This is a genomic window from Caloramator sp., from assembly GCF_020054765.1.
GTDB lineage: Bacteria > Bacillota > Clostridia > Clostridiales > Caloramatoraceae > Thermobrachium > Thermobrachium proteoclasticum.
Window position 1 is genome coordinate 1 of the sequence record NZ_JAIHAO010000023.1, and the last position, 19,165, is coordinate 19,165.

General features: G+C 33.8%; 24 protein-coding genes. All 24 read right to left on the reverse strand.

Annotation, left to right across the window (positions count from 1 at the left end):
- Positions 1-160 precede the first annotated feature (160 nt).
- The gene (gene murA, locus JG776_RS08175; protein ID WP_291966465.1) at positions 161-1,414 is read right to left on the reverse strand and encodes a UDP-N-acetylglucosamine 1-carboxyvinyltransferase; all 1,254 of its coding nucleotides are present in this window, start codon (positions 1,412-1,414) and stop codon (positions 161-163) included.
- Between the two features lie 18 nt (positions 1,415-1,432).
- Positions 1,433-2,122, reverse strand: coding sequence for a YwmB family TATA-box binding protein (locus tag JG776_RS08180; RefSeq protein WP_291966467.1), 690 nt, complete (start codon positions 2,120-2,122; stop codon positions 1,433-1,435).
- A gap of 63 nt (positions 2,123-2,185) precedes the next feature.
- Entirely contained in the window at positions 2,186-2,596 is a 411-nt protein-coding gene (gene atpC / locus JG776_RS08185) for an ATP synthase F1 subunit epsilon (RefSeq protein WP_291966468.1), read from the reverse strand.
- Positions 2,597-2,607: 11 nt separating this feature from the next.
- The gene (atpD, locus tag JG776_RS08190; protein ID WP_291966470.1) at positions 2,608-4,002 is read right to left on the reverse strand and encodes a F0F1 ATP synthase subunit beta; all 1,395 of its coding nucleotides are present in this window, start codon (positions 4,000-4,002) and stop codon (positions 2,608-2,610) included.
- Positions 4,003-4,012: 10 nt separating this feature from the next.
- Positions 4,013-4,858, reverse strand: coding sequence for an ATP synthase F1 subunit gamma (gene atpG, locus JG776_RS08195; RefSeq protein ID WP_291966471.1), 846 nt, complete (start codon positions 4,856-4,858; stop codon positions 4,013-4,015).
- 23 nt (positions 4,859-4,881) lie between these two features.
- Positions 4,882-6,387: a F0F1 ATP synthase subunit alpha gene (gene atpA / locus JG776_RS08200; protein ID WP_291966472.1), complete on the reverse strand. Its 1,506-nt coding sequence runs from the start codon at positions 6,385-6,387 to the stop codon at positions 4,882-4,884.
- Positions 6,384-6,935 (reverse strand): ATP synthase F1 subunit delta, encoded by a 552-nt coding sequence (gene atpH, locus JG776_RS08205; RefSeq protein WP_291966473.1) that lies wholly within the window; start codon positions 6,933-6,935, stop codon positions 6,384-6,386. Before atpH ends, atpA begins: the two co-directional genes overlap by 4 nt.
- Before the next feature lies 1 nt (position 6,936).
- Positions 6,937-7,416: a F0F1 ATP synthase subunit B gene (locus tag JG776_RS08210; RefSeq protein ID WP_027307898.1), complete on the reverse strand. Its 480-nt coding sequence runs from the start codon at positions 7,414-7,416 to the stop codon at positions 6,937-6,939.
- A 134-nt stretch (positions 7,417-7,550) separates the two neighbouring features.
- Positions 7,551-7,796 (reverse strand): ATP synthase F0 subunit C, encoded by a 246-nt coding sequence (atpE, locus tag JG776_RS08215; protein ID WP_027307899.1) that lies wholly within the window; start codon positions 7,794-7,796, stop codon positions 7,551-7,553.
- A 23-nt stretch (positions 7,797-7,819) separates the two neighbouring features.
- Entirely contained in the window at positions 7,820-8,521 is a 702-nt protein-coding gene (locus JG776_RS08220) for a F0F1 ATP synthase subunit A (protein ID WP_291966475.1), read from the reverse strand.
- Positions 8,508-8,894 (reverse strand): ATP synthase subunit I, encoded by a 387-nt coding sequence (locus tag JG776_RS12430; protein ID WP_366934197.1) that lies wholly within the window; start codon positions 8,892-8,894, stop codon positions 8,508-8,510. Before JG776_RS12430 ends, JG776_RS08220 begins: the two co-directional genes overlap by 14 nt.
- A gap of 424 nt (positions 8,895-9,318) precedes the next feature.
- Positions 9,319-10,470: a non-hydrolyzing UDP-N-acetylglucosamine 2-epimerase gene (gene wecB, locus JG776_RS08225; RefSeq protein WP_291966477.1), complete on the reverse strand. Its 1,152-nt coding sequence runs from the start codon at positions 10,468-10,470 to the stop codon at positions 9,319-9,321.
- Positions 10,471-11,499 (reverse strand): MraY family glycosyltransferase, encoded by a 1,029-nt coding sequence (locus tag JG776_RS08230; protein WP_291966479.1) that lies wholly within the window; start codon positions 11,497-11,499, stop codon positions 10,471-10,473.
- Between the two features lie 511 nt (positions 11,500-12,010).
- Entirely contained in the window at positions 12,011-12,454 is a 444-nt protein-coding gene (locus JG776_RS08235) for a cytidine/deoxycytidylate deaminase family protein (protein WP_027307904.1), read from the reverse strand.
- An 8-nt stretch (positions 12,455-12,462) separates the two neighbouring features.
- Positions 12,463-13,095, reverse strand: coding sequence for a uracil phosphoribosyltransferase (upp, locus tag JG776_RS08240; protein WP_291966482.1), 633 nt, complete (start codon positions 13,093-13,095; stop codon positions 12,463-12,465).
- A gap of 19 nt (positions 13,096-13,114) precedes the next feature.
- Complete coding sequence (gene rpiB / locus JG776_RS08245) at positions 13,115-13,564, reverse strand: ribose 5-phosphate isomerase B (protein WP_027307906.1); 450 nt, start codon at positions 13,562-13,564, stop codon at positions 13,115-13,117.
- 76 nt (positions 13,565-13,640) lie between these two features.
- Positions 13,641-14,087: a low molecular weight protein arginine phosphatase gene (locus tag JG776_RS08250; protein WP_291966484.1), complete on the reverse strand. Its 447-nt coding sequence runs from the start codon at positions 14,085-14,087 to the stop codon at positions 13,641-13,643.
- 9 nt (positions 14,088-14,096) lie between these two features.
- Entirely contained in the window at positions 14,097-15,140 is a 1,044-nt protein-coding gene (locus JG776_RS08255; RefSeq protein WP_291966486.1) for an L-threonylcarbamoyladenylate synthase, read from the reverse strand.
- Between the two features lie 14 nt (positions 15,141-15,154).
- Complete coding sequence (locus JG776_RS08260) at positions 15,155-15,886, reverse strand: ZIP family metal transporter (RefSeq protein WP_291966488.1); 732 nt, start codon at positions 15,884-15,886, stop codon at positions 15,155-15,157.
- A 34-nt stretch (positions 15,887-15,920) separates the two neighbouring features.
- Positions 15,921-16,529: a hypothetical protein gene (locus JG776_RS08265; protein ID WP_291966490.1), complete on the reverse strand. Its 609-nt coding sequence runs from the start codon at positions 16,527-16,529 to the stop codon at positions 15,921-15,923.
- 22 nt (positions 16,530-16,551) lie between these two features.
- Positions 16,552-16,929: a hypothetical protein gene (locus JG776_RS08270; RefSeq protein WP_291966492.1), complete on the reverse strand. Its 378-nt coding sequence runs from the start codon at positions 16,927-16,929 to the stop codon at positions 16,552-16,554.
- 44 nt (positions 16,930-16,973) lie between these two features.
- Positions 16,974-18,047, reverse strand: coding sequence for a peptide chain release factor 1 (gene prfA, locus JG776_RS08275; protein WP_291966494.1), 1,074 nt, complete (start codon positions 18,045-18,047; stop codon positions 16,974-16,976).
- Positions 18,048-18,132: 85 nt separating this feature from the next.
- A complete protein-coding gene (locus JG776_RS08280; protein ID WP_291966496.1) occupies positions 18,133-18,645 on the reverse strand; it encodes a chromate transporter in 513 nt (170 codons plus the stop codon).
- Complete coding sequence (locus JG776_RS08285) at positions 18,635-19,165, reverse strand: chromate transporter (RefSeq protein WP_291966497.1); 531 nt, start codon at positions 19,163-19,165, stop codon at positions 18,635-18,637. The genes JG776_RS08280 and JG776_RS08285 overlap by 11 nt, the downstream gene beginning before the upstream one ends.

Here is a 19,165-nt window from a genome sequence, read left to right on the forward strand (position 1 = left end):
GTGCCGAGCCGAGCGGCCATCAGGACGATGGCATCGCGAGGGTAGGACTTTTTCAAACAAAGAAAAGCTTAGAATTGATTAGCGAAATGAACGAATGCCAGAGAAATCCTTTATGGGGGTACAATGCCAAAAAAACAAAAGGTGCCATTACGGCACCTTCCTACACCCTTTCAATTTCTGCCCCTATGGACTTCATCTTACCTACAATATCAACATAGCCCCTATCTAAATGTTGAATATCTCCAATTGTTGTCACACCATCTGCCACAAGTCCTGCTAAAATCAAACAAGCTCCTGCTCTTAAATCTGTTGCTCTAACATCTGCACCAGTTAGTTTTTTGACTCCTTCGATAACAGCACTTCTACCATCTATTTTTATATTTGCTCCCATTCTTTTAAGTTCTGTAACGTGCATAAACCTATTTTCAAATACTGTTTCAGTAACAATAGATGTTCCTTCAACTGTACACAAATATGCCATAAATTGTGCCTGCATATCTGTGGGGAATCCTGGATAAGGTAATGTTTTAATGTCAACTGGTTTAGGATTATCTGTGCCTATAACTCTAACTCCTCCTGGAACTTCTAAAACCTTTACTCCGCATTCCTCAAGCTTTGCAATAATAGGCCTTATATGCTCTACAATTACATTTTCAATTATTAAATCACTTCTTGTAATTGCAGCTGCTACCATATAGGTTCCAGCTTCTATTCTATCTGGTATAGGCTGATGGATTGTCCCTTTTAATTCCTTTACTCCCTGAATTCTTATTGTGTCAGTTCCAGCTCCTAAAATATTTGCTCCCATTCTATTTAAAAAATTAGCAAGATCAACAATCTCTGGTTCCTCTGCTGCATTTTCAATTACTGTTTCTCCCTCTGCTAAAACAGCTGCCATCATTATATTTTCTGTTGCCCCAACTGATGGAAAATCTAAATAGATTTTGTTTCCCTTAAGTTTTTTACACTCTGCCTCCACATATCCGTGTCCAATATTTATATCTGCACCAAGAAGTGAAAAACCCTTTAGATGTAAATCTATAGGCCTACTTCCAATATTACACCCTCCAGGCATTGAAATTCTTGCTTTTCCATATTTTGATAGTATTGGACCTAAAACTAAAAAAGATGCCCTCATCTTTTTTACAAGTTCATAGGGAGGTTCTAATGTTTTTAAAGAACCATCCTTAACTTCTATTATACCCTTTTTAATATCCATATTAATATTTACACCTAAAGAGTCAAGAACACTACACATTACTTTAACATCATCAAGATTTGGTACATCATCTATAACACATCTATCGTGGCATAAAATAGATGCAGCGATAATAGGAAGCACTGAATTTTTTGCAGAACTTATTTTTACTGTTCCTTTTAATTTGTTATTTCCCTTTACAACAATTCTCTCCATCATATATTCCTCCAAAAATTAATACTCTTCAAATATAAGTGGACTGCCAATCCAAATATATGTACATTTATTTAAATCACTATATCTTAAGGCTATGTTTAAGTTTATATACTTATCTTCACACTTTTTTCTCTCCTCTAAAGTTGGTAAAAAGGCAGATACACTAACTAAGTTTTCATTTTCAATACCATCTACAAAAATAGCCCTTTTTCTCTTTAATATCTCAACTGCCTTTTCCTTCATCTCAGCTTTTGTAAGTTTCCCACTAAATTTTCCTACAACCAGTATTGAAAACTTAGGGATTGCCCTATGTTTTATAAAGTTAATAAAAATAGTCTGCTTAATATTATTTATATTCACATTGTGTGCATTTTGTGAAACTGTTAAGGAAGCATAAATTTTATCCTCTACATCCCTTAATCTTACTGTAATGTAGCCACTTGACATAATTGCATTAAGGAGAAACTCTTCTTCTGTTTGTATATAATCATAGGATATGACATCAAACCCACTGATTAGCTCTTTTGATAACAAATATTTATCATTATAACCTGATAGAAAACTACTTCCCTCTAACTGTATATTTATTGTTTCACCACCTGCTTCATAGCAAGCATCAATAATGTCTGCATAAATTTTATTTTGATAATTCCAAAATGTAAAAAGTATAATGATTAGAATTAATAATAAACAAAACCACTTTTTCATTTTAACACCCTCCCCTTTTTATAAAAGAGTATGTCCATGAAAAAGTGGTTTTATTCAAATTTTCTACTTTTTATTCATTATATCGCTTGCCTTCAATCTTGCCGTTGCCTTCATAAGCTTCAATTTTGCCTTAAGATAATCAATATTTTCATCCTTTGCCTGAAGCTTTTTCCTTGCTCTATCAAGCTCTTCCTCTGCCCTTTCTCTATCTATTTCCTCCGGCCACTCTGCTGCATCTGCCATTATTATTGCCTTATTATCTATAAACTCAATAAAACCTCCTGCAATAACAGCATACTTATTAAAGCCATTTTGTGTAATCTTTATAACATCAGGTAAAATTGCGGCAACATAGGGGGTGTGGTTTGCAAGAAACTGCATTTTGCCAACAAGGCTACTTACAATTAACGAATCTACTTCTCCTTTAAAAAATCTTCTATCTGGTGTAACAATCTCCAGGCTAAATTTAGCCATAATATCACCTCTTATACCTCATATCCTAATGCCTTTGCCTTTTCAACAACCTCATCTATAGTTCCAACCATAAAGAAGGCTGCCTCTGGAATATTATCATATTTTCCATCAAGTATCTCTTTAAATCCTCTTACTGTTTCCTTTACAGGTACATATTTTCCTTGTATACCTGTAAATTGTTCTGCTACTGAGAAGGGCTGTGATAAAAATCTTTGAACCTTTCTTGCCCTTGATACAACAAGTTTATCCTCCTCAGACAACTCATCTATACCAAGTATTGCAATTATATCCTGAAGCTCCTTATATCTTTGAAGAATATTTTTTACCCTCTGTGCTGTTTCATAGTGTTCCTCTCCAACTATTCTTGGATCAAGTATTCTTGATGTTGAATCAAGTGGGTCAACTGCTGGATAAATACCAAGCTCTGCTATTGACCTTGATAAAACTGTCGTCGCATCAAGGTGTGTAAAAGTTGTTGCAGGTGCTGGGTCTGTTAAGTCATCTGCAGGAACATATACAGCCTGAACAGATGTAATTGAACCGTGCTTTGTAGATGTAATTCTCTCCTGAAGTGCACCCATCTCTGTTGCAAGAGTAGGCTGATATCCAACTGCTGATGGAATTCTTCCAAGCAGTGCTGAAACCTCTGAACCTGCCTGTGAAAATCTAAATATATTATCTATGAATAAAAGTACATCTTGACCTTTATCTCTAAAATATTCTGCCATTGTAAGTCCTGTTAGAGCAACCCTCATTCTTGCTCCAGGTGGTTCATTCATCTGTCCAAACACAAGAACTGTATTGTCTATAACCTTTGATTCCTTCATTTCATTATAAAGATCATTACCTTCTCTTGTTCTCTCTCCAACTCCTGTAAATACAGAAAGTCCTCCGTGCTGTTTTGCTATGTTATTTATAAGCTCCTGTATTAAAACTGTCTTTCCTACTCCTGCACCACCAAATAGACCAATCTTTCCACCCTTTTGATATGGTGCAAGAAGATCTATAACCTTAATACCTGTTTCAAACATCTCTGGTTGAACAGATTGTTCTTCAAAACTTGGTGGTGTTCTATGAATTGAGTAGTATTCCTCTGCCTCTACGTCTCCTAAATTGTCTATAGGCTTTCCTAAAACATTAAATAATCTACCCAATGTTTTTTCACCAACAGGTACTGATATAGGTGCATTAGTATCCTCTGCCATAGCACCACGTACAAGTCCATCAGTTGAATCCATAGCAATAGCTCTTACCGTATCATCTCCAATATGCTGCATAACCTCTGCAACAAGCTCTTTTCCATTGTTATCTATTTTTATTGCATTATATATACTTGGTAAATGGCCTTCTTCAAACCTTATATCAACAACAGGTCCAATTACCTGTACAACCTTTCCCTTACTCACACTATCCCTCCTACTCCTTCAATGCTTCTGCACCACTTACAATCTCTGTTATCTCCTGAGTTATGCTGCTCTGTCTTAATCGATTGTACATTGTTTGCAGCTTATTTAATAACTCCTGTGCATTCTTTGTTGCACTATCCATAGCATTCATCCTCATTGCATATTCACTCGCAATACTTGTTAAAATAGCATAGTAAAGCATATTGTTAAGATACTTTGGAAAAATATAGTCTAAAACCCTACTGGCTCTTGGTTCAAACTCAAACTCCCTATTTACCTTCTCCTTTGGTTTTTCAAGTGGTAAAAGTTTTAAAACCTCCACCTCTTGTTTAACAGGTGAATAAAACTTAGTATAAATAAGTTTTACGCTTCTAACCTCACCATTTTTATAGGAGTCTATTGCGTGTTTCATAATATCTACAGCATCCCAATAAACTGGATAATCGCCAACCTCTACATACTCTGCAATAGTATCGTATCCCCTTCTTACAAAAAAACTTCTTGCCTTTTCCCCAACAGTTAAAAGCTTAACCTTTTTACCCTCCATATCTTCTAAGGCTCTTTTTATTACATTGGCATTATAGCTGCCACAGAGCCCTGAATCAGAAGTTATAATTATATACAAATCTGTATCAACCTTATTTTTATTAAAATATATACTTGACTCTGCATCTTGGCTTAATGCTAATGTCTTTATGACCTCATTGAATTTATTTATATATGGCTCATTTTTTTCAGCCCTTGCTCTAACCTTTTTAAATTTTGATGTTGCAACAAGCCCCATTGCCTTTGTAATCTTTTGAGTATTCTGTACTGACTTTATTCTTCTTTTTAAGTCAATTAGCCCTCCTGCCATAAAAACACCTCCAGAAGGGTATATTATTTAAAATTACCCTTAAATTCATTAATTGCATCCTCTAACATCTTCTTTATTTCATCTGTTAATTCCTTTTTCTCAACTATAGCATTTAAAACTTCTCTCTTGTGGGTTTTTAGAAAATCTAAATATTCCTTTTCAAATCTTCTAACATCTTCAACTTTAATATCATTTAAATAATTGTTTATTGCTGCATATAAAATAGCTATCTGTTCTTCAACAGGCATAGGTGAATACTGCTCCTGCTTTAGAATTTCTACAAGTCTTTGTCCCTTCTCAATTCGTGCTCTTGATTCCTTATCAAGATCTGAACCAAACTGTGCAAATGCTGCAAGTTCTCTATATTGTGCAAGCTCAATTCTTAACATACCTGCAACCTGCTTCATAGCTTTAATTTGTGCAGAACCTCCAACACGTGAAACTGATATACCAGGGTTTATAGCTGGTCTTACCCCTGCAAAGAAAAGGTCTGTTTCAAGGAATATCTGCCCATCAGTAATGGAAATTACGTTTGTTGGAATATATGCAGTAACATCACCGGCTAAGGTTTCAATTATAGGAAGGGCCGTCATAGATCCTCCTCCTAATTCATCCGAAAGCTTTGCAGCTCTCTCTAAAAGTCTTGAATGTAAATAGAATACATCACCTGGATAGGCTTCACGTCCTGGTGGTCTTCTTAATAGTAGTGACATAGTTCTATATGCCACTGCGTGCTTTGATAAATCATCATAAATTATCAAAACGTGTTTTCCGTTATACATAAATTCTTCCCCCATAGCACAACCTGCATATGGTGCTAAGAATTGAAGTGGTGCTGTATCAGATGCAGAGGCTGACACAACTATTGTATAGTCCATTGCACCTGCCTGTTGTAATGTATTTACTATGTGGGCAACTGTTGACTGTTTTTGTCCTATTGCAACATAAATACATATTACATCCTTATCCTTTTGGTTTATAATTGCATCTATAGCAATTGCTGTTTTACCTGTTTGTCTATCTCCTATAATAAGTTCTCTTTGTCCTTTACCTATTGGAACCATTGAATCTATTGCCTTTATACCTGTCTGCATTGGCTCTTTTACCGATTTTCTTTCTATAACTCCTGGAGCTTGTGTCTCAACCGGTCTTGTTTTTGTTGCCTTTATTGGCCCTTTTCCATCTATTGGTTCACCCAATGCATTTACTACTCTTCCTATTAAAGCTTCTCCAACAGGAACTTCAACTACCTTTCCTGTTCTTTTTACTACATCTCCCTCTTTTATACCCTGCTGATTTCCGAATAGAACAGCACCTACATTAGACTCCTCAAGGTTTAGTGCCATACCATATACTCCATTTGGAAACTCTAAAAGTTCTCCAGACATACAGTTATTTAAGCCATAGATTCTTGCAATGTCATCTCCAATTTGAACTATCGTACCCGTATCCTCTATTTCAAATCTATTTTCATATCCTTCAAGCTGCCTCTTTAATATTCTTGTTATTTCATCAGGTCTTATGCTCATATTATCACCTCATCCTTCTTAAGAAGTTGCTTCTTTATCCTCTCAAGTCTTCCCTTTACTGTTTCATCTATTGTTTCATCTGATACCTTAAGATATACTCCTCCAATTAAGGACTCATCAACGATATTCTCTATCTCAATATCACAATTATACTTTCTCTTTAGTTTACTTCTCAAAGCTTCTATTTCTTCATCATTTAATTTTACGGCTGTTTTAACAAGTGCAAACTTTACTCCTATATGTTCATAATACCTATATTTAAACTCCTCATTAACAAGGAATATATCCTCTATTCTATCGTGGGTTATAAGAAGAATTATTGTTCTTATTAGTTCATCTGGTGTTTTACCCTTTAATGAACTGTTTATTATATTTATCTTCTCATCATCCTTTATCTCTGGATGTATTAAAAACTCATAAAACTCCCTATTTCCTCTTAAGAGTTTGCAGAAATTATCAAGATCCTCAATACATTCCTTTAAATTTCCTGTTATTTTTGCCTCTTCTAAAAGTGCCTCAGCATACTTTGCCGCAACTATTTCATGCATATTATGCACCTACCCTATTTATAAATTCCCTAATTAGTGCATGATGTTTTTCTTCATCTAGTTCCCTTTCAATTGCCTTTGCAGCAGCTAAAAGAGATAAAGACACAATTTGCTTTTTAATTTCATCCTGTGCCCTTTCCATTTCAAGCTCTGCATCTTCTCTTGCCCTCTGTCTTATAAAATCTGCCTCTTTTTTTGCTGCCTCAACAATCTCATCGTGAATGCTTTGGGCTTTAATTTTATATTCCTCAACTATTTTTCTTCCCTCTTCATTTAATTCCTTAAGCTTTTCTTCATATTGTTTTTTAAGTTCTTCTGCTTCCTTCTTTTTATTTACCGATGTTTTAATGTTATTTTCAATTGTATTTGTTCTATTTTCCATAAAGGTTGTAACTGGTATAAAAAGCTTTTTCTTAAGATATATATATAAAATAACAACATTGAATATTGTTATTAAAACTGTAGCTAACTTTATCTCCATACTTTCACCTCCAAAGGCTATAAATTAGGGTTCATCCTTTTATTTTTATAGATAAGTTTTGGTTAGCCCCACGAAGTATTGAATATAAATTCCTTTCGTGGGGCTAATTTAAATTATAAATAGTTCTTTTAAATTTATACTAACTTAACAATTATAAGTAGTATTGCAACAAGCAATCCATAAATTGCTGTTGCTTCTGAGAAGGCTGAACCTATGATTAGTGTACTTACTATATCATTTTTAGCCTCTGGTTGTCTTGAAACTGCTTCTACTGCCTTGCCTGTAGCAATTCCTGTACCTATTCCTGCTCCAAGTCCTGCAAGTGCGGCAATACCTGCTCCTATTGCTGAAAGTCCTAATATAAATGCTTTTGGATCCATTGTAGTCATTATAATCTCCTCCTTTAATGTTCTGATGTAGTTTTTATAAAAATCATTGTTAGCATAACAAATATAAACATCTGTATTGTTCCATCAAATAAATCGAAATATATATGGAATGGTATTGGTAAAAAGGCTGCAAACACAGGAACCTTAAGGTGAAGTGAATGGCTTAAAAATTCCAATCCTTCATATAGAAGTTCCATCATAATAACTGCAGCAGTTATATTACCAAATAATCTTAGGCTCAAAGAAACAGGTACAACCAATCTCTCTATTATATTTAAAGGAAGCATAAACCAAAATGGTTTTGCATATCCCTTAAAGTACCCTAATATTCCACTATGAACTATAGCATTTACCTGTATTAGCACAAAGGATATAAGTGCTAAACCAAGTGCTACACTATAATCTGCAGTAGGAGGCCTAAAACCTGTTAAGCCAAATAAATTCAAAAATAAAAGATAAATCATAAGTGTTCCAAAGAAGGGGGCAAAACCTTTGTATTCATCTCCCATACTTCCCTTTACAAGTGAATTTATTTTTTCCACAACTACTTCTACAAAAATTTGTCTTCCCTTTGGAACTGTCTTTAAATCTCTTACTAAAAATGGAACTATAATCATAATAAAAGCAATAACTATCCACTGTGCTATAACTGAAAAATATATGGGTATGTTTAATCCTAAAAGTCTTAATGTAAAAATTGCTTCACTCTTTCCCATATTGTCCCTCCCTTCTACAGTCTAATAATGCACCTATTTTTATAGATATATTTATTGTTAGAAACCCTAAAAAGAGTATAAAAACGTTATAACCATCCTTAACTGCACTTGCTAAAATTAGCGCTATTAAAATTATTCTCATCGTAAAAAATATAAACTGAATAATCTTAGAGTGATTAACTTTTCTGCTTATTATATAATTTGTTCCAAGCGACAGCAGGATAAAATTAAATACCCCAATGATATACCCTAAAAAATATGATATGAAATAATTCTTATTAAAAACTAATATTGACAACATTAATATCAAAAATATGTTAAGGGAAAATTTCAGCTTTTTTAAAATAAAGCTAAATATGAAATAATCAACCATAAAACACCACCAAAAATGTCTTTTATCTTAGTTTCTAAAGTTTTATATTTTTAATACATATAAATTATATTGTATTTTAACGATATTCTAATTCATTAATAAATAATACTCCTCTCAAGTTATACTGTCAATCAAAGATATAGATATTTAAATTTTATAACTTGTCAGAAATTTTAATTAAAAAAGGCCGGTACCAAAAATTTTGGTACCGGCCTACATCTACCCTAATAAGGTAACTGTCTGCCTAACAATCTAAGACTACCCGACCTCCGAGCTTGGCTGTCAGTTAGCCCTCACATTAGATATTTTAACACTTATTCGATAAAATTCAACACTTTTTATGTTAAAAAAACGCAAATTTGACTGATTAGTCTAATTTACGTTTTATATTTCTTTATTTATCAAACTATAACTATGGATTTTACTATTTATTAGCTCTAAATTCATCGGGTCTTTCATTAATTAAACCAAAATAGTACAATATAGCATCCACTATTCTCCTTGAAGCCTTTCCATCTCCATAGGGATTTACTGCATTGGCCATAGCCTTATATGCCCTTTGGTCTTTTATTAATGTTTCTGCCTCTTTATATACATTCTCCTCATCAGTTCCTATTACCTTTACAGTTCCAGCCTCAACTGCCTCAGGACGTTCTGTAACATCCCTTAATACAAGTACAGGCTTTCCAAGGTGTGGTGCTTCCTCCTGCAATCCTCCTGAATCTGTCATTACCATATAGCATCTATTCATTAAGTTATGGGTTTCCTTAGTATCAAGTGGTGGAAGAAGATGTACTCCCTCTACACCATCTAATATACTATATACTGTTTCTCTAACAACTGGATTTAGATGCACAAGATAAACAATCTCAACATCATCATTAATTTCAACTATCCTCTTAAAGGCTCTACATATATTTTGTAAAGGCTCACCCCAATTTTCACGCCTATGGGCTGTAACCATTATCACCTTTTTATTTTTAAAATCTATATTATTTAAAACTTCATTTTCAAAAACATATTCATCACTAACAGTCTCCTCTAATGCATCTATTACTGTGTTGCCTGTTATAAATATAGACTCTTCCTTTACACCCTCATTTAATAGATTTTGCTTTGAAGTTGGTGTTGGTGCAAAATGAATATCTGAAAGTGCACCTGTTAACTTTCTATTTATCTCCTCTGGGAATGGAAAATACTTATCAAAGGTTCTAAGACCTGCTTCAACGTGTCCTATTTTTATCTTATTATAGAAGGCCGCAAGACTTCCTGCAAAGGTTGTTGTCGTATCACCGTGAACTAAAACAATATCCGGTTTTACTTCCTTAAAAAGCTCATCAAGGCCTTCAAGAACACCTGTTGTAATTGATGTTAACGTTTGTCTATCCTTCATTATATTTAAATCATAATCCGGTTTTATTTTAAACAAATCTAATACTTGATCAAGCATTTGTCTATGCTGTGCTGTAACACAAACAATTGAATTAATATTTTCTCTTTTTTCAAGCTCCTTTACAAGTGGTGCCATCTTTATAGCTTCTGGTCTTGTTCCAAAAATAGTCATTACCTTTAACATTTAATCACCTCTTTGTTTTTTTAAAAGTCCTAATTCTGTTGCAAAGGCCAATACTAAAGTACATACAATCATCAATATTAAATAGGATTTTTTTGTTGAAACTGACATTGCTATAATAGATGTTATTCCAAAAATTCCACTAACTATATATAAAATTATAGCAACCTGCTTCTGACTATACCCTAATGCTAAAAGTCTATGGTGAAGATGTCCCTTATCTGCCTCCATAATAGGCCTATTGTTTATTTTTCTTCTTATCATAGCAAATAAAGTATCATAAATAGGAAGTCCAAGTGCCAATATTGGTACTGCTACAGCAACTGCTGTTGCTGACTTTATTGCACCTTGTATTGATATTGCTGCAAGGGTAAAACCTAAAAACTGCGAACCTGTATCTCCCATAAATATACTTGCTGGATTGAAGTTGTAGTATAAAAATCCTATACACGCACCTGATAATATTATTGACAAAATACCCACTATCATTCTACCACTTATAATTGATACTCCAAATAATGATAAGGCAGAAATCGTACAAACGCCACAGGCAAGACCATCTAATCCATCAATTAAATTAACAGCATTAGTCATACCAACAACCCATAGAATAGTTATTGGAATACCTAACCATCCTATGTAAAAGGAGCCTGTTCCAGGTAGGAAGGGTATTGTTATGTAATTTATTTTTATTCCATATAATATTAAAACAATAGCAGCAATTATCTGGAATAAAAGCTTTGTCTTTGGTTTTAACTCCCTTATGTCATCTACTATACCCATAGCTACTATAATTGATGCACCTACTAATATACCATCAAAATTAGATTTAAAACCTATGTAATATAAAGAATAAATTAAAAAGGATGTAAAAATAGCAAGTCCCCCAAGCCTTGGAATAGGCTCTTTATGTAGTCGTCTTTCATCTTTCGGTACATCTATTGCACCTAATATGTATGCAAGCTTTTTTACCAATGGTGTTAATAAAAAGGATGTTAAAGCTGGAAACAAAAACATATAAAGATACTTCATTTTACTACACCTCATTTTTTTAAAATACCATAAACATTTTATCATAAAATAATAAAAAAAATAATTAAAAATAAATGAACTTTACAGATTAGGACATCTTTTTATAAAATTTATATATTTTATTTTTTCCAACTATATTTATAAATCAAAATAGCCCACAAATAATGCAAAGTGGACTCAGATTATTTACAAACCCAATTTTTATCTAAAGTATTAAAGCATTAAAAAGCCCCATGAAGGATTTCTTGGGCATTCGTTCATTTCGCCAAGCAATTCTAAGCTTTTCTTTGTTTAAAAAAGTCCTACCCTCGCGATGCCATCGTCCTGATGGCCGCTCGGCTCGGCACGTCCTGTGCCGAATTACGGACTTTTTTAAATTCGAAAAGCAAGAATTGCTAAAGCTCATGAAAGAGCCTATCGAAATCCTTTCATAGGGCTTTTTCATACTTTAGCTAACAAATGAGTTTGTCAACAATATAAGCCCACAAATAATACATTGTGGGCTTTTTCACTATATAGTAAACCTTACAATTTCAACTCCTGATTCCTTTATCATCTCAAGTGACAGTTCATCTGGATAGTCTCCCGAGAATACAATCTTTTTTATTCCTGATGCAATTATCTGCTTTGCACATATAATACAGGGCTGTGCAGTAACATAAATAGTTGCACCCTCTATTGATATTCCATACTTTGCAGCCTGTATTATAGCATTTTGCTCTGCGTGTAGTGCTCTGCATAGTTCGTGCCTTTGCCCTGATGGAATGTTAAGTTCTTGCCTTAGACATCCAATATCAAGACAGTGCTTCATCTTAGGCGGAACACCATTATATCCTGTTGTAAGAATTCTATTGTCCTTAACTATAACAGCTCCTACCTGTCTTCTAAGGCAGGTTGAACGCTTCTTTATTGTATGGGCAATCTCCATAAAATATTCATCCCAGCTTGGTCTCATTGCTACACCTACTTCGTACCAAATATTCTATCACCAGCATCTCCAAGTCCTGGAACAATATATCCGTGGTCGTTTAGATATTCATCTACGTGTGCAACGTATATCTCAATATCTGGATGAGCCTCAAGAACTGCCTTTATTCCCTCTGGTGCTGCAATTAAACACATAAGCTTAATATTCTTTGCTCCCTTGTCCTTTAAAAGCTTAATAGCATCTGCAGCAGAACCACCTGTTGCAAGCATTGGATCTGTAACTATTATTTCTCTCTCTTCAATATCGCTTGGAAGCTTGCAGTAATATTCAACTGGCTTTAAAGTTTCTGGGTCGCGATAAAGTCCAATATGTCCAACCTTTGCTGCTGGAACTAATCTTAGCATTCCATCTACCATTCCAAGTCCTGCTCTTAAAATAGGAACTATTGCAACCTTCTTTCCAGTTAACATCTTTGCCTTTGTTTTGCATATTGGTGTTTCAATTTCAACCTCTTCAAGTTGGAAACTTCTTGTAACTTCATAACCCATAAGCATTGATATTTCTTCTAAAAGTTCTCTAAAATCCTTAGAACCAGTGTTAACATCCCTCATTATTGATAATTTGTGTTGAATTAGCGGGTGATCAATAACAATAACTCTCTTATCCATAATATCCTCCTCATATTATTTATTTTGAATATTTCTTTTCAATTTCTGCTATCTTGTCTATTCTTCTTTGGTGTCTGCCACCTTCAAATTCAGCCTCAAGATAAGCATCAACTATATCAAGTGCAAGGCCAATTCCTGTTATTCTTTCACCAAGTGCTAATATATTTGCATTATTGTGCTGTCTTGCTGCCTTTGCACTAAATGTATCTGTACAGTGGGCTGCTCTAATTCCTGGAACCTTGTTTGCTGCTATTGATATTCCAATTCCTGTTCCACAGACTAGTATTCCGCAGTCATATTCCCCCTTAACTATTGACTCTGCAACCTTTTCTGCAAAATCAGGATAGTCACAGGATTCTATTGAATAGCATCCAAAATCCTTATATTCTATTCCCTTCTTCTCTAAATGTTCTAAAATAGCCTGTTTTAAATTGTATCCTCCGTGGTCACATCCTAAAGCTATCTTCATAGGTATTCCTCCTTTATATAGTTTGTAAGTTCACCTTTTTATTTAACAAAAAAGGAAAGTAAAAGGCTAAAAAGCCTTAACTTTCCTTTAATTTACTGAATAGAATATCTATAGCTTGTTTAATTTCATTAGCACAAGCCCTATAAGTTTCAATATCTCCACCAAATGGATCTACAATATCTCCACTTTCTCCAATATATTCTAAAAGTGTAAAAACTTTATTAGAAAAGGATGGATAGTATGAAAGTATTGTATCTTTGTGTGCTCTTGTCATAGTTAAAACAAGGTCTGAATTTTCTAAAAGTTCGTATGTAAGCTGCCTTGAAAGATGGTTTCTTATATCTATTCCCATCTCCTCCATAGCCAGTAGTGCATTTAAAGAGCAGGATGCACCATTTGTTGCATAGATTCCAGCGGATGAGATATCCATATCTAAATTTAATTCCTGTGCCCTTTTTTTAGCTATTCCTTCTGCCATACAGCTTCTACAAGTATTTCCTGTGCACACAAATAGTAGCTTCATACTTACCTCCTATAGATTTATGACATTATATGATGCAGCCTTTTTCATTCTATTCATTATAGCAAGTCCTAATCCATCTTCCTCAAAACCTTCTGCATATATATAATCTACATCTATTTTATCAAATTCCCTCAATGTGTCAAATAGATTTGCAGCAATAAGTCCTAATTTTTTTCTACTTCCTATGGAAATAATATATCCACCCCTATACAGATCTTTTGTCTCATCTGTCGCAAGAACACCAACAAGCTTACCCTTTGATTTCATTTCATCTATTTTCATATTTATATAATCAACAGCTCTTTCTATTCTTCCTGTTATTATTGTCATTTCAGCCTTTGGAGCATAATGTCTATACTTCATACCCGGGGACTTTGGTTTTAGATTTTCATCTGGCTTTGTTAAAATTGCAGGATCAATATCTACATTAAGCCCAATTTCCTCCAGCATATCCTTTGTTATAGCACCAGGTCTTAGTATTGTAACCTTTTCATCTAAAACCTCAACCACCGTTGACTCAAGACCAAATTCACATTTATCTCCCCCAATAATCATATCAACCTTTCCCATTAAATCATCAATTGTATGTTCTATTGTGGTTGGACTTGGCCTTCCTGATATATTGGCACTTGGTGCTGCAACCGGAACCCCTGCATACTCTATCAGCTTTCTTGCAACCTTATTGGAGGGCATTCTAATTGCAACACTATCTAAGTTTGCAGTAACAAGCATAGGTATGCTGCTACTCTTTTTTACAACTATTGTTATTGGTCCTGGCCAAAAATTTTCCATTATTTTTTTTGCATTTTCTGGTATATACTCTACATATTCTGATATATCAAAATCCGCAACATGAACTATAAGCGGATTGTCCTGTGGTCTTCCCTTTGCCTTAAATATCCTCCTGCAGGCCTCCTCGTCAAGTGCATTGGCCCCAAGCCCATATACTGTCTCTGTAGGGAAAACAACAAGACCTCCCCTTTTTATAACTTCTGCCGCCTCTTTTATCTTTTCATCACTATGTTCATCCACATAATAAACCTTTGTATCCAACCTCTTCGCCTCCATTAGATTATATTAATAAAAATAAAACCTATTATAAATCCAATTATGATTGATAGAGTTGAAAACAATCCTCTGTAGTTTTCCTTACTTTCAGGTATTAACTCTCCACATACAATGTAGAGCATTGTTCCCGATGCAAATCCTAATGATGCCGCAATAAAGCTCTTTTGTATCTCACCAATATAGGCACCAATATAGGCACCTATCGCAGTAGGGAGTGCTGTTATTGCAGTAAATAAAATTATTTTTAGCTTAGATAATCTCGAACTTAAAAGTGGAGCTGCAACTGCTGCACCCTCTGGTATATCGTGAAGTGCTATTACAAAGGCAATCTTATACCCTAATATGCTGCTTCCTCTAAAACCTGAACCTATTGCGAGCCCTTCTGGAAAATTATGGGCAGCAAGTCCAAAAGCAAGAAGCAGTGCAACTTTAATACCTTTACCATATTTTTTTACGAAATTACTATAGGGCAAAAATATATCAAGAAGTGAAATAAATATGACTCCAAATATTATTCCAATTAAAACAACTTCTAAATCTGCCATTAATATTGCCTCTGGTATCAAATCAAAGGTAACAACAGAGAGCATAAGCCCTCCAGCTATACCCATAACAGCAGATAAAACCATATTATTCGTTTTTCTAAAGAGTACTGTTAGTGCACCTCCAAGGGATGTTCCAACCAAACAGCAAAATGTAGCAAATAGGGTTATATACAATCTTGATTCCATAAAACCTCTCCTTTTTGATTTTCTCCTTTTAAGTTTATGAGAGGTTATATTCGTCTATAACTAATTTTATGTATTTTATTGCTCTATCTGTAAAGTGGGCTCTATAGCAGGTCTTGTATAGCTTATATAAATAAAAATATTTTTTAGCTCCTCCATTTTTAATTATATAACAATAAAATTTTTCCCTATCATAAAAATGTGATGCCTCTTTGTAACATTTTAAATAGTCATTATGATTTAATGCATACTGCTTATCAAATAGAATTAATGATTTTGAACGTTTCATTTTATCAATTAAAATTATTATTTGAAAATCATCATATTTTTCTACAACATCAACAAACAATATATTATCTAACGGAATATTAACCACCCTACTAAAGAGCTTTTGCACCTTAACTCTGTCTTGTTTAAATATTATATCAAAGGTTGAATCCACATACATCCTAAACATATAGACTATAAACAAAAACTCTATTATATATAAATTTGCATATATAAGTGTTCTCTCTAAACCTATAAAATAGCCTTGATCATCAAGAACCTTTACAAGATAGAGCATTACTATCATTACAATTATTGAAAAGAATATACTTCTTTTAAACTTTGCCCTTTCCTTTGCAAGTTTCTTTTTTATTTTCACTGTACCACCCCTTTAATGCAAGTCATTCCCCTTTATTTAGATTTTTAAACATATCATTTAAAATATTACGTCCATTTTTGGTGGTAAGTATATAAAAGTTTCCTGATTTTGTTTTAACTTGAGTTAAGAAGTTTGATTGTGCAATTCCTATATAGTCTTCTATATATACCCTTTTTCTTAAAAACAGTCCTTTAAAATTTATTCCTTTACTATCTATACTAATTTCAATGCAGAAGCTTCTTAAATAAAAGATCAATATAAATATATCAAATCCTATATTTATATAGTTTACATAGGTATAGCTTTTTTTATAAAGCACCAGAAGATATGAAAAAATTATAGATAAAACAAACAGAGGGAAAATTAAATACAGTGGTCTATTAGCAATATAGCGTTTCATAATTGCACCCCCAGCTAAAAATTTGGGCATGCTAAGTAGCATGCCTATTCTCCTGCTGCCTTTAATTTTTCTGCTTGGTCATTTGTGATAAGTGCATCTATCATTTCATCAATTTCTCCATCTAAGAATGCATCAAATTTATATATCGTAAGCCCAATTCTGTGGTCTGTAATTCTGCTTTGTGGGAAGTTGTATGTCCTTATCTTTTCACTTCTATCTCCAGAACCTACTTGGCTCTTTCTCTCTTCAGCAATTTGGCTCTGCTGCTTTTGAAGCTCTATTTCATAAAGCCTTGCTCTTAAAACCTTCATTGCCTTTTCTCTATTTTTAATCTGGGACTTTTCATCCTGACACGTTACAACAATACCTGTTGGAAGGTGCGTTATTCTAACTGCTGAGTCTGTTGTATTAACGTTTTGTCCACCGTGACCTGATGAACGATAAACATCAACCCTTAAATCGTTTGGATTGATTTCAACCTCAACATCCTCAACTTCTGGTAAAACTGCAACTGTTGCAGTTGATGTGTGTATTCTTCCTCCTGACTCTGTTTGAGGAACTCTTTGAACACGGTGAACTCCACTTTCATACTTTAATCTACTGTAGGCACCTTGTCCCTTTATCATAAATATAACTTCCTTATATCCACCTATTCCTGTTTCATTAGCTGATATAACCTCTACTTTAAAGTTATGTCTTTCAGCATATCTTGTGTACATTCTAAATAGGTCTCCTGCAAATAGTGCAGCCTCTTCACCACCAGCACCTGCTCTTATTTCTACGATAACGTTTTTATCATCATTTGGATCCTTTGGAAGAAGTAAAATCTTAAGTTCCTTTTCAGTTTCTACAACCTTCTCCTCAAGCTCCTTTATCTCTTCCTTTACAAGTTGTTCCATTTCATCGTCAAGTCCGCCCTCCTGGAGCATTTCCTTATCTTCCTTAAGTCTCCTTTGAATGTCCTTATATTCCCTATACTTTAATACAATTGGTTCCATCGAACTGTGTTCTTTACATAATTTTTGAAAAAGAGTATTATCAGAAATAACATCTGGGTCTGCTATCTTCTTTGAAAGCTCTTCATACTTTTCTTCAATAAAATCCAATTTATGCAACATAGTTATCACTCCATACTTTAGTTTAATTTACAATATACCTATCTTATTTTAGCAATGAATTTACATTGTTGCAACAAAAATATTATTAAAAAAGAATTATACCAAGTATACCACAGATAATTAATACTAATATTGTATCTAATTTAAAATACATAAGTAACAGCAAAGATAAAATATATATAAAACCATCCTTAACACCTGTAACATTGCTTTTAAATATTGAAAAGGAAGCATATATTAAAAGTCCAAGAACTGCTGGTCTTATTCCATTAAAGGCCTTCTTTACACCTTCCCTTTCATAAAACCTCTTTAAGAAGGCTGCAATAATTAAAATCATTATAAAGGAGGGAGAAACTACTCCAAGTGTTGCCATTACACTTCCAAATACACCAGCCATTTTATACCCTATAAAGGTTGCAGAGTTTATTGCGATAGGGCCTGGAGTCATTTGAGATATGGCAAGTATATCTGAAAACTCCTTCATAGTTAAAAAACCTCTCCCTATAAACTCCCTCTCAATAAAGGGAAGCATTGCATAACCTCCACCTATCGAAAAGGCACCTATCTTAAAAAAAATTAAAAACAGCCTAAATGCCATCCTTCTCCCCCCTTATCAATAAGCCTAAAATAGCAGAGGATAAAATTATAACAATAGGGTCAACCTTTAAAAACATAAGTACAATTGTAAGAACAGTTATTATATAATAGTACCATTTAAACTTTTTTGTCTTTCCTATCTTTATTGCTGAATACAAAATTAGTGCTGCAACTGCAGGCCCTGCTCCTTGAAAAAACTTTTTTACGTATTTATAATCTAAAAAGTTTGTAAGAAAGGCTGCAATAAATATAATAGATAAAAAGGAAGGAAGAATACATCCAAGCGCTGCAAATACCGCCCCTAATAATCCCTTTAATCTATATCCTATATAAACAGACATATTAACCGCAAGGGCACCAGGAGTAGATTGTGAAACTGCCAGTATATCCAAAAACTCTTCCTTTTCTATCCAGTTCTTCTTTTCAACAACCTCCTCTTGAATAAGCGGAACCATTGCATAACCTCCACCTAATGTAAAGGCCCCTATTTTAGCAAAGGACATAAAAAGCTGAATTAGCAT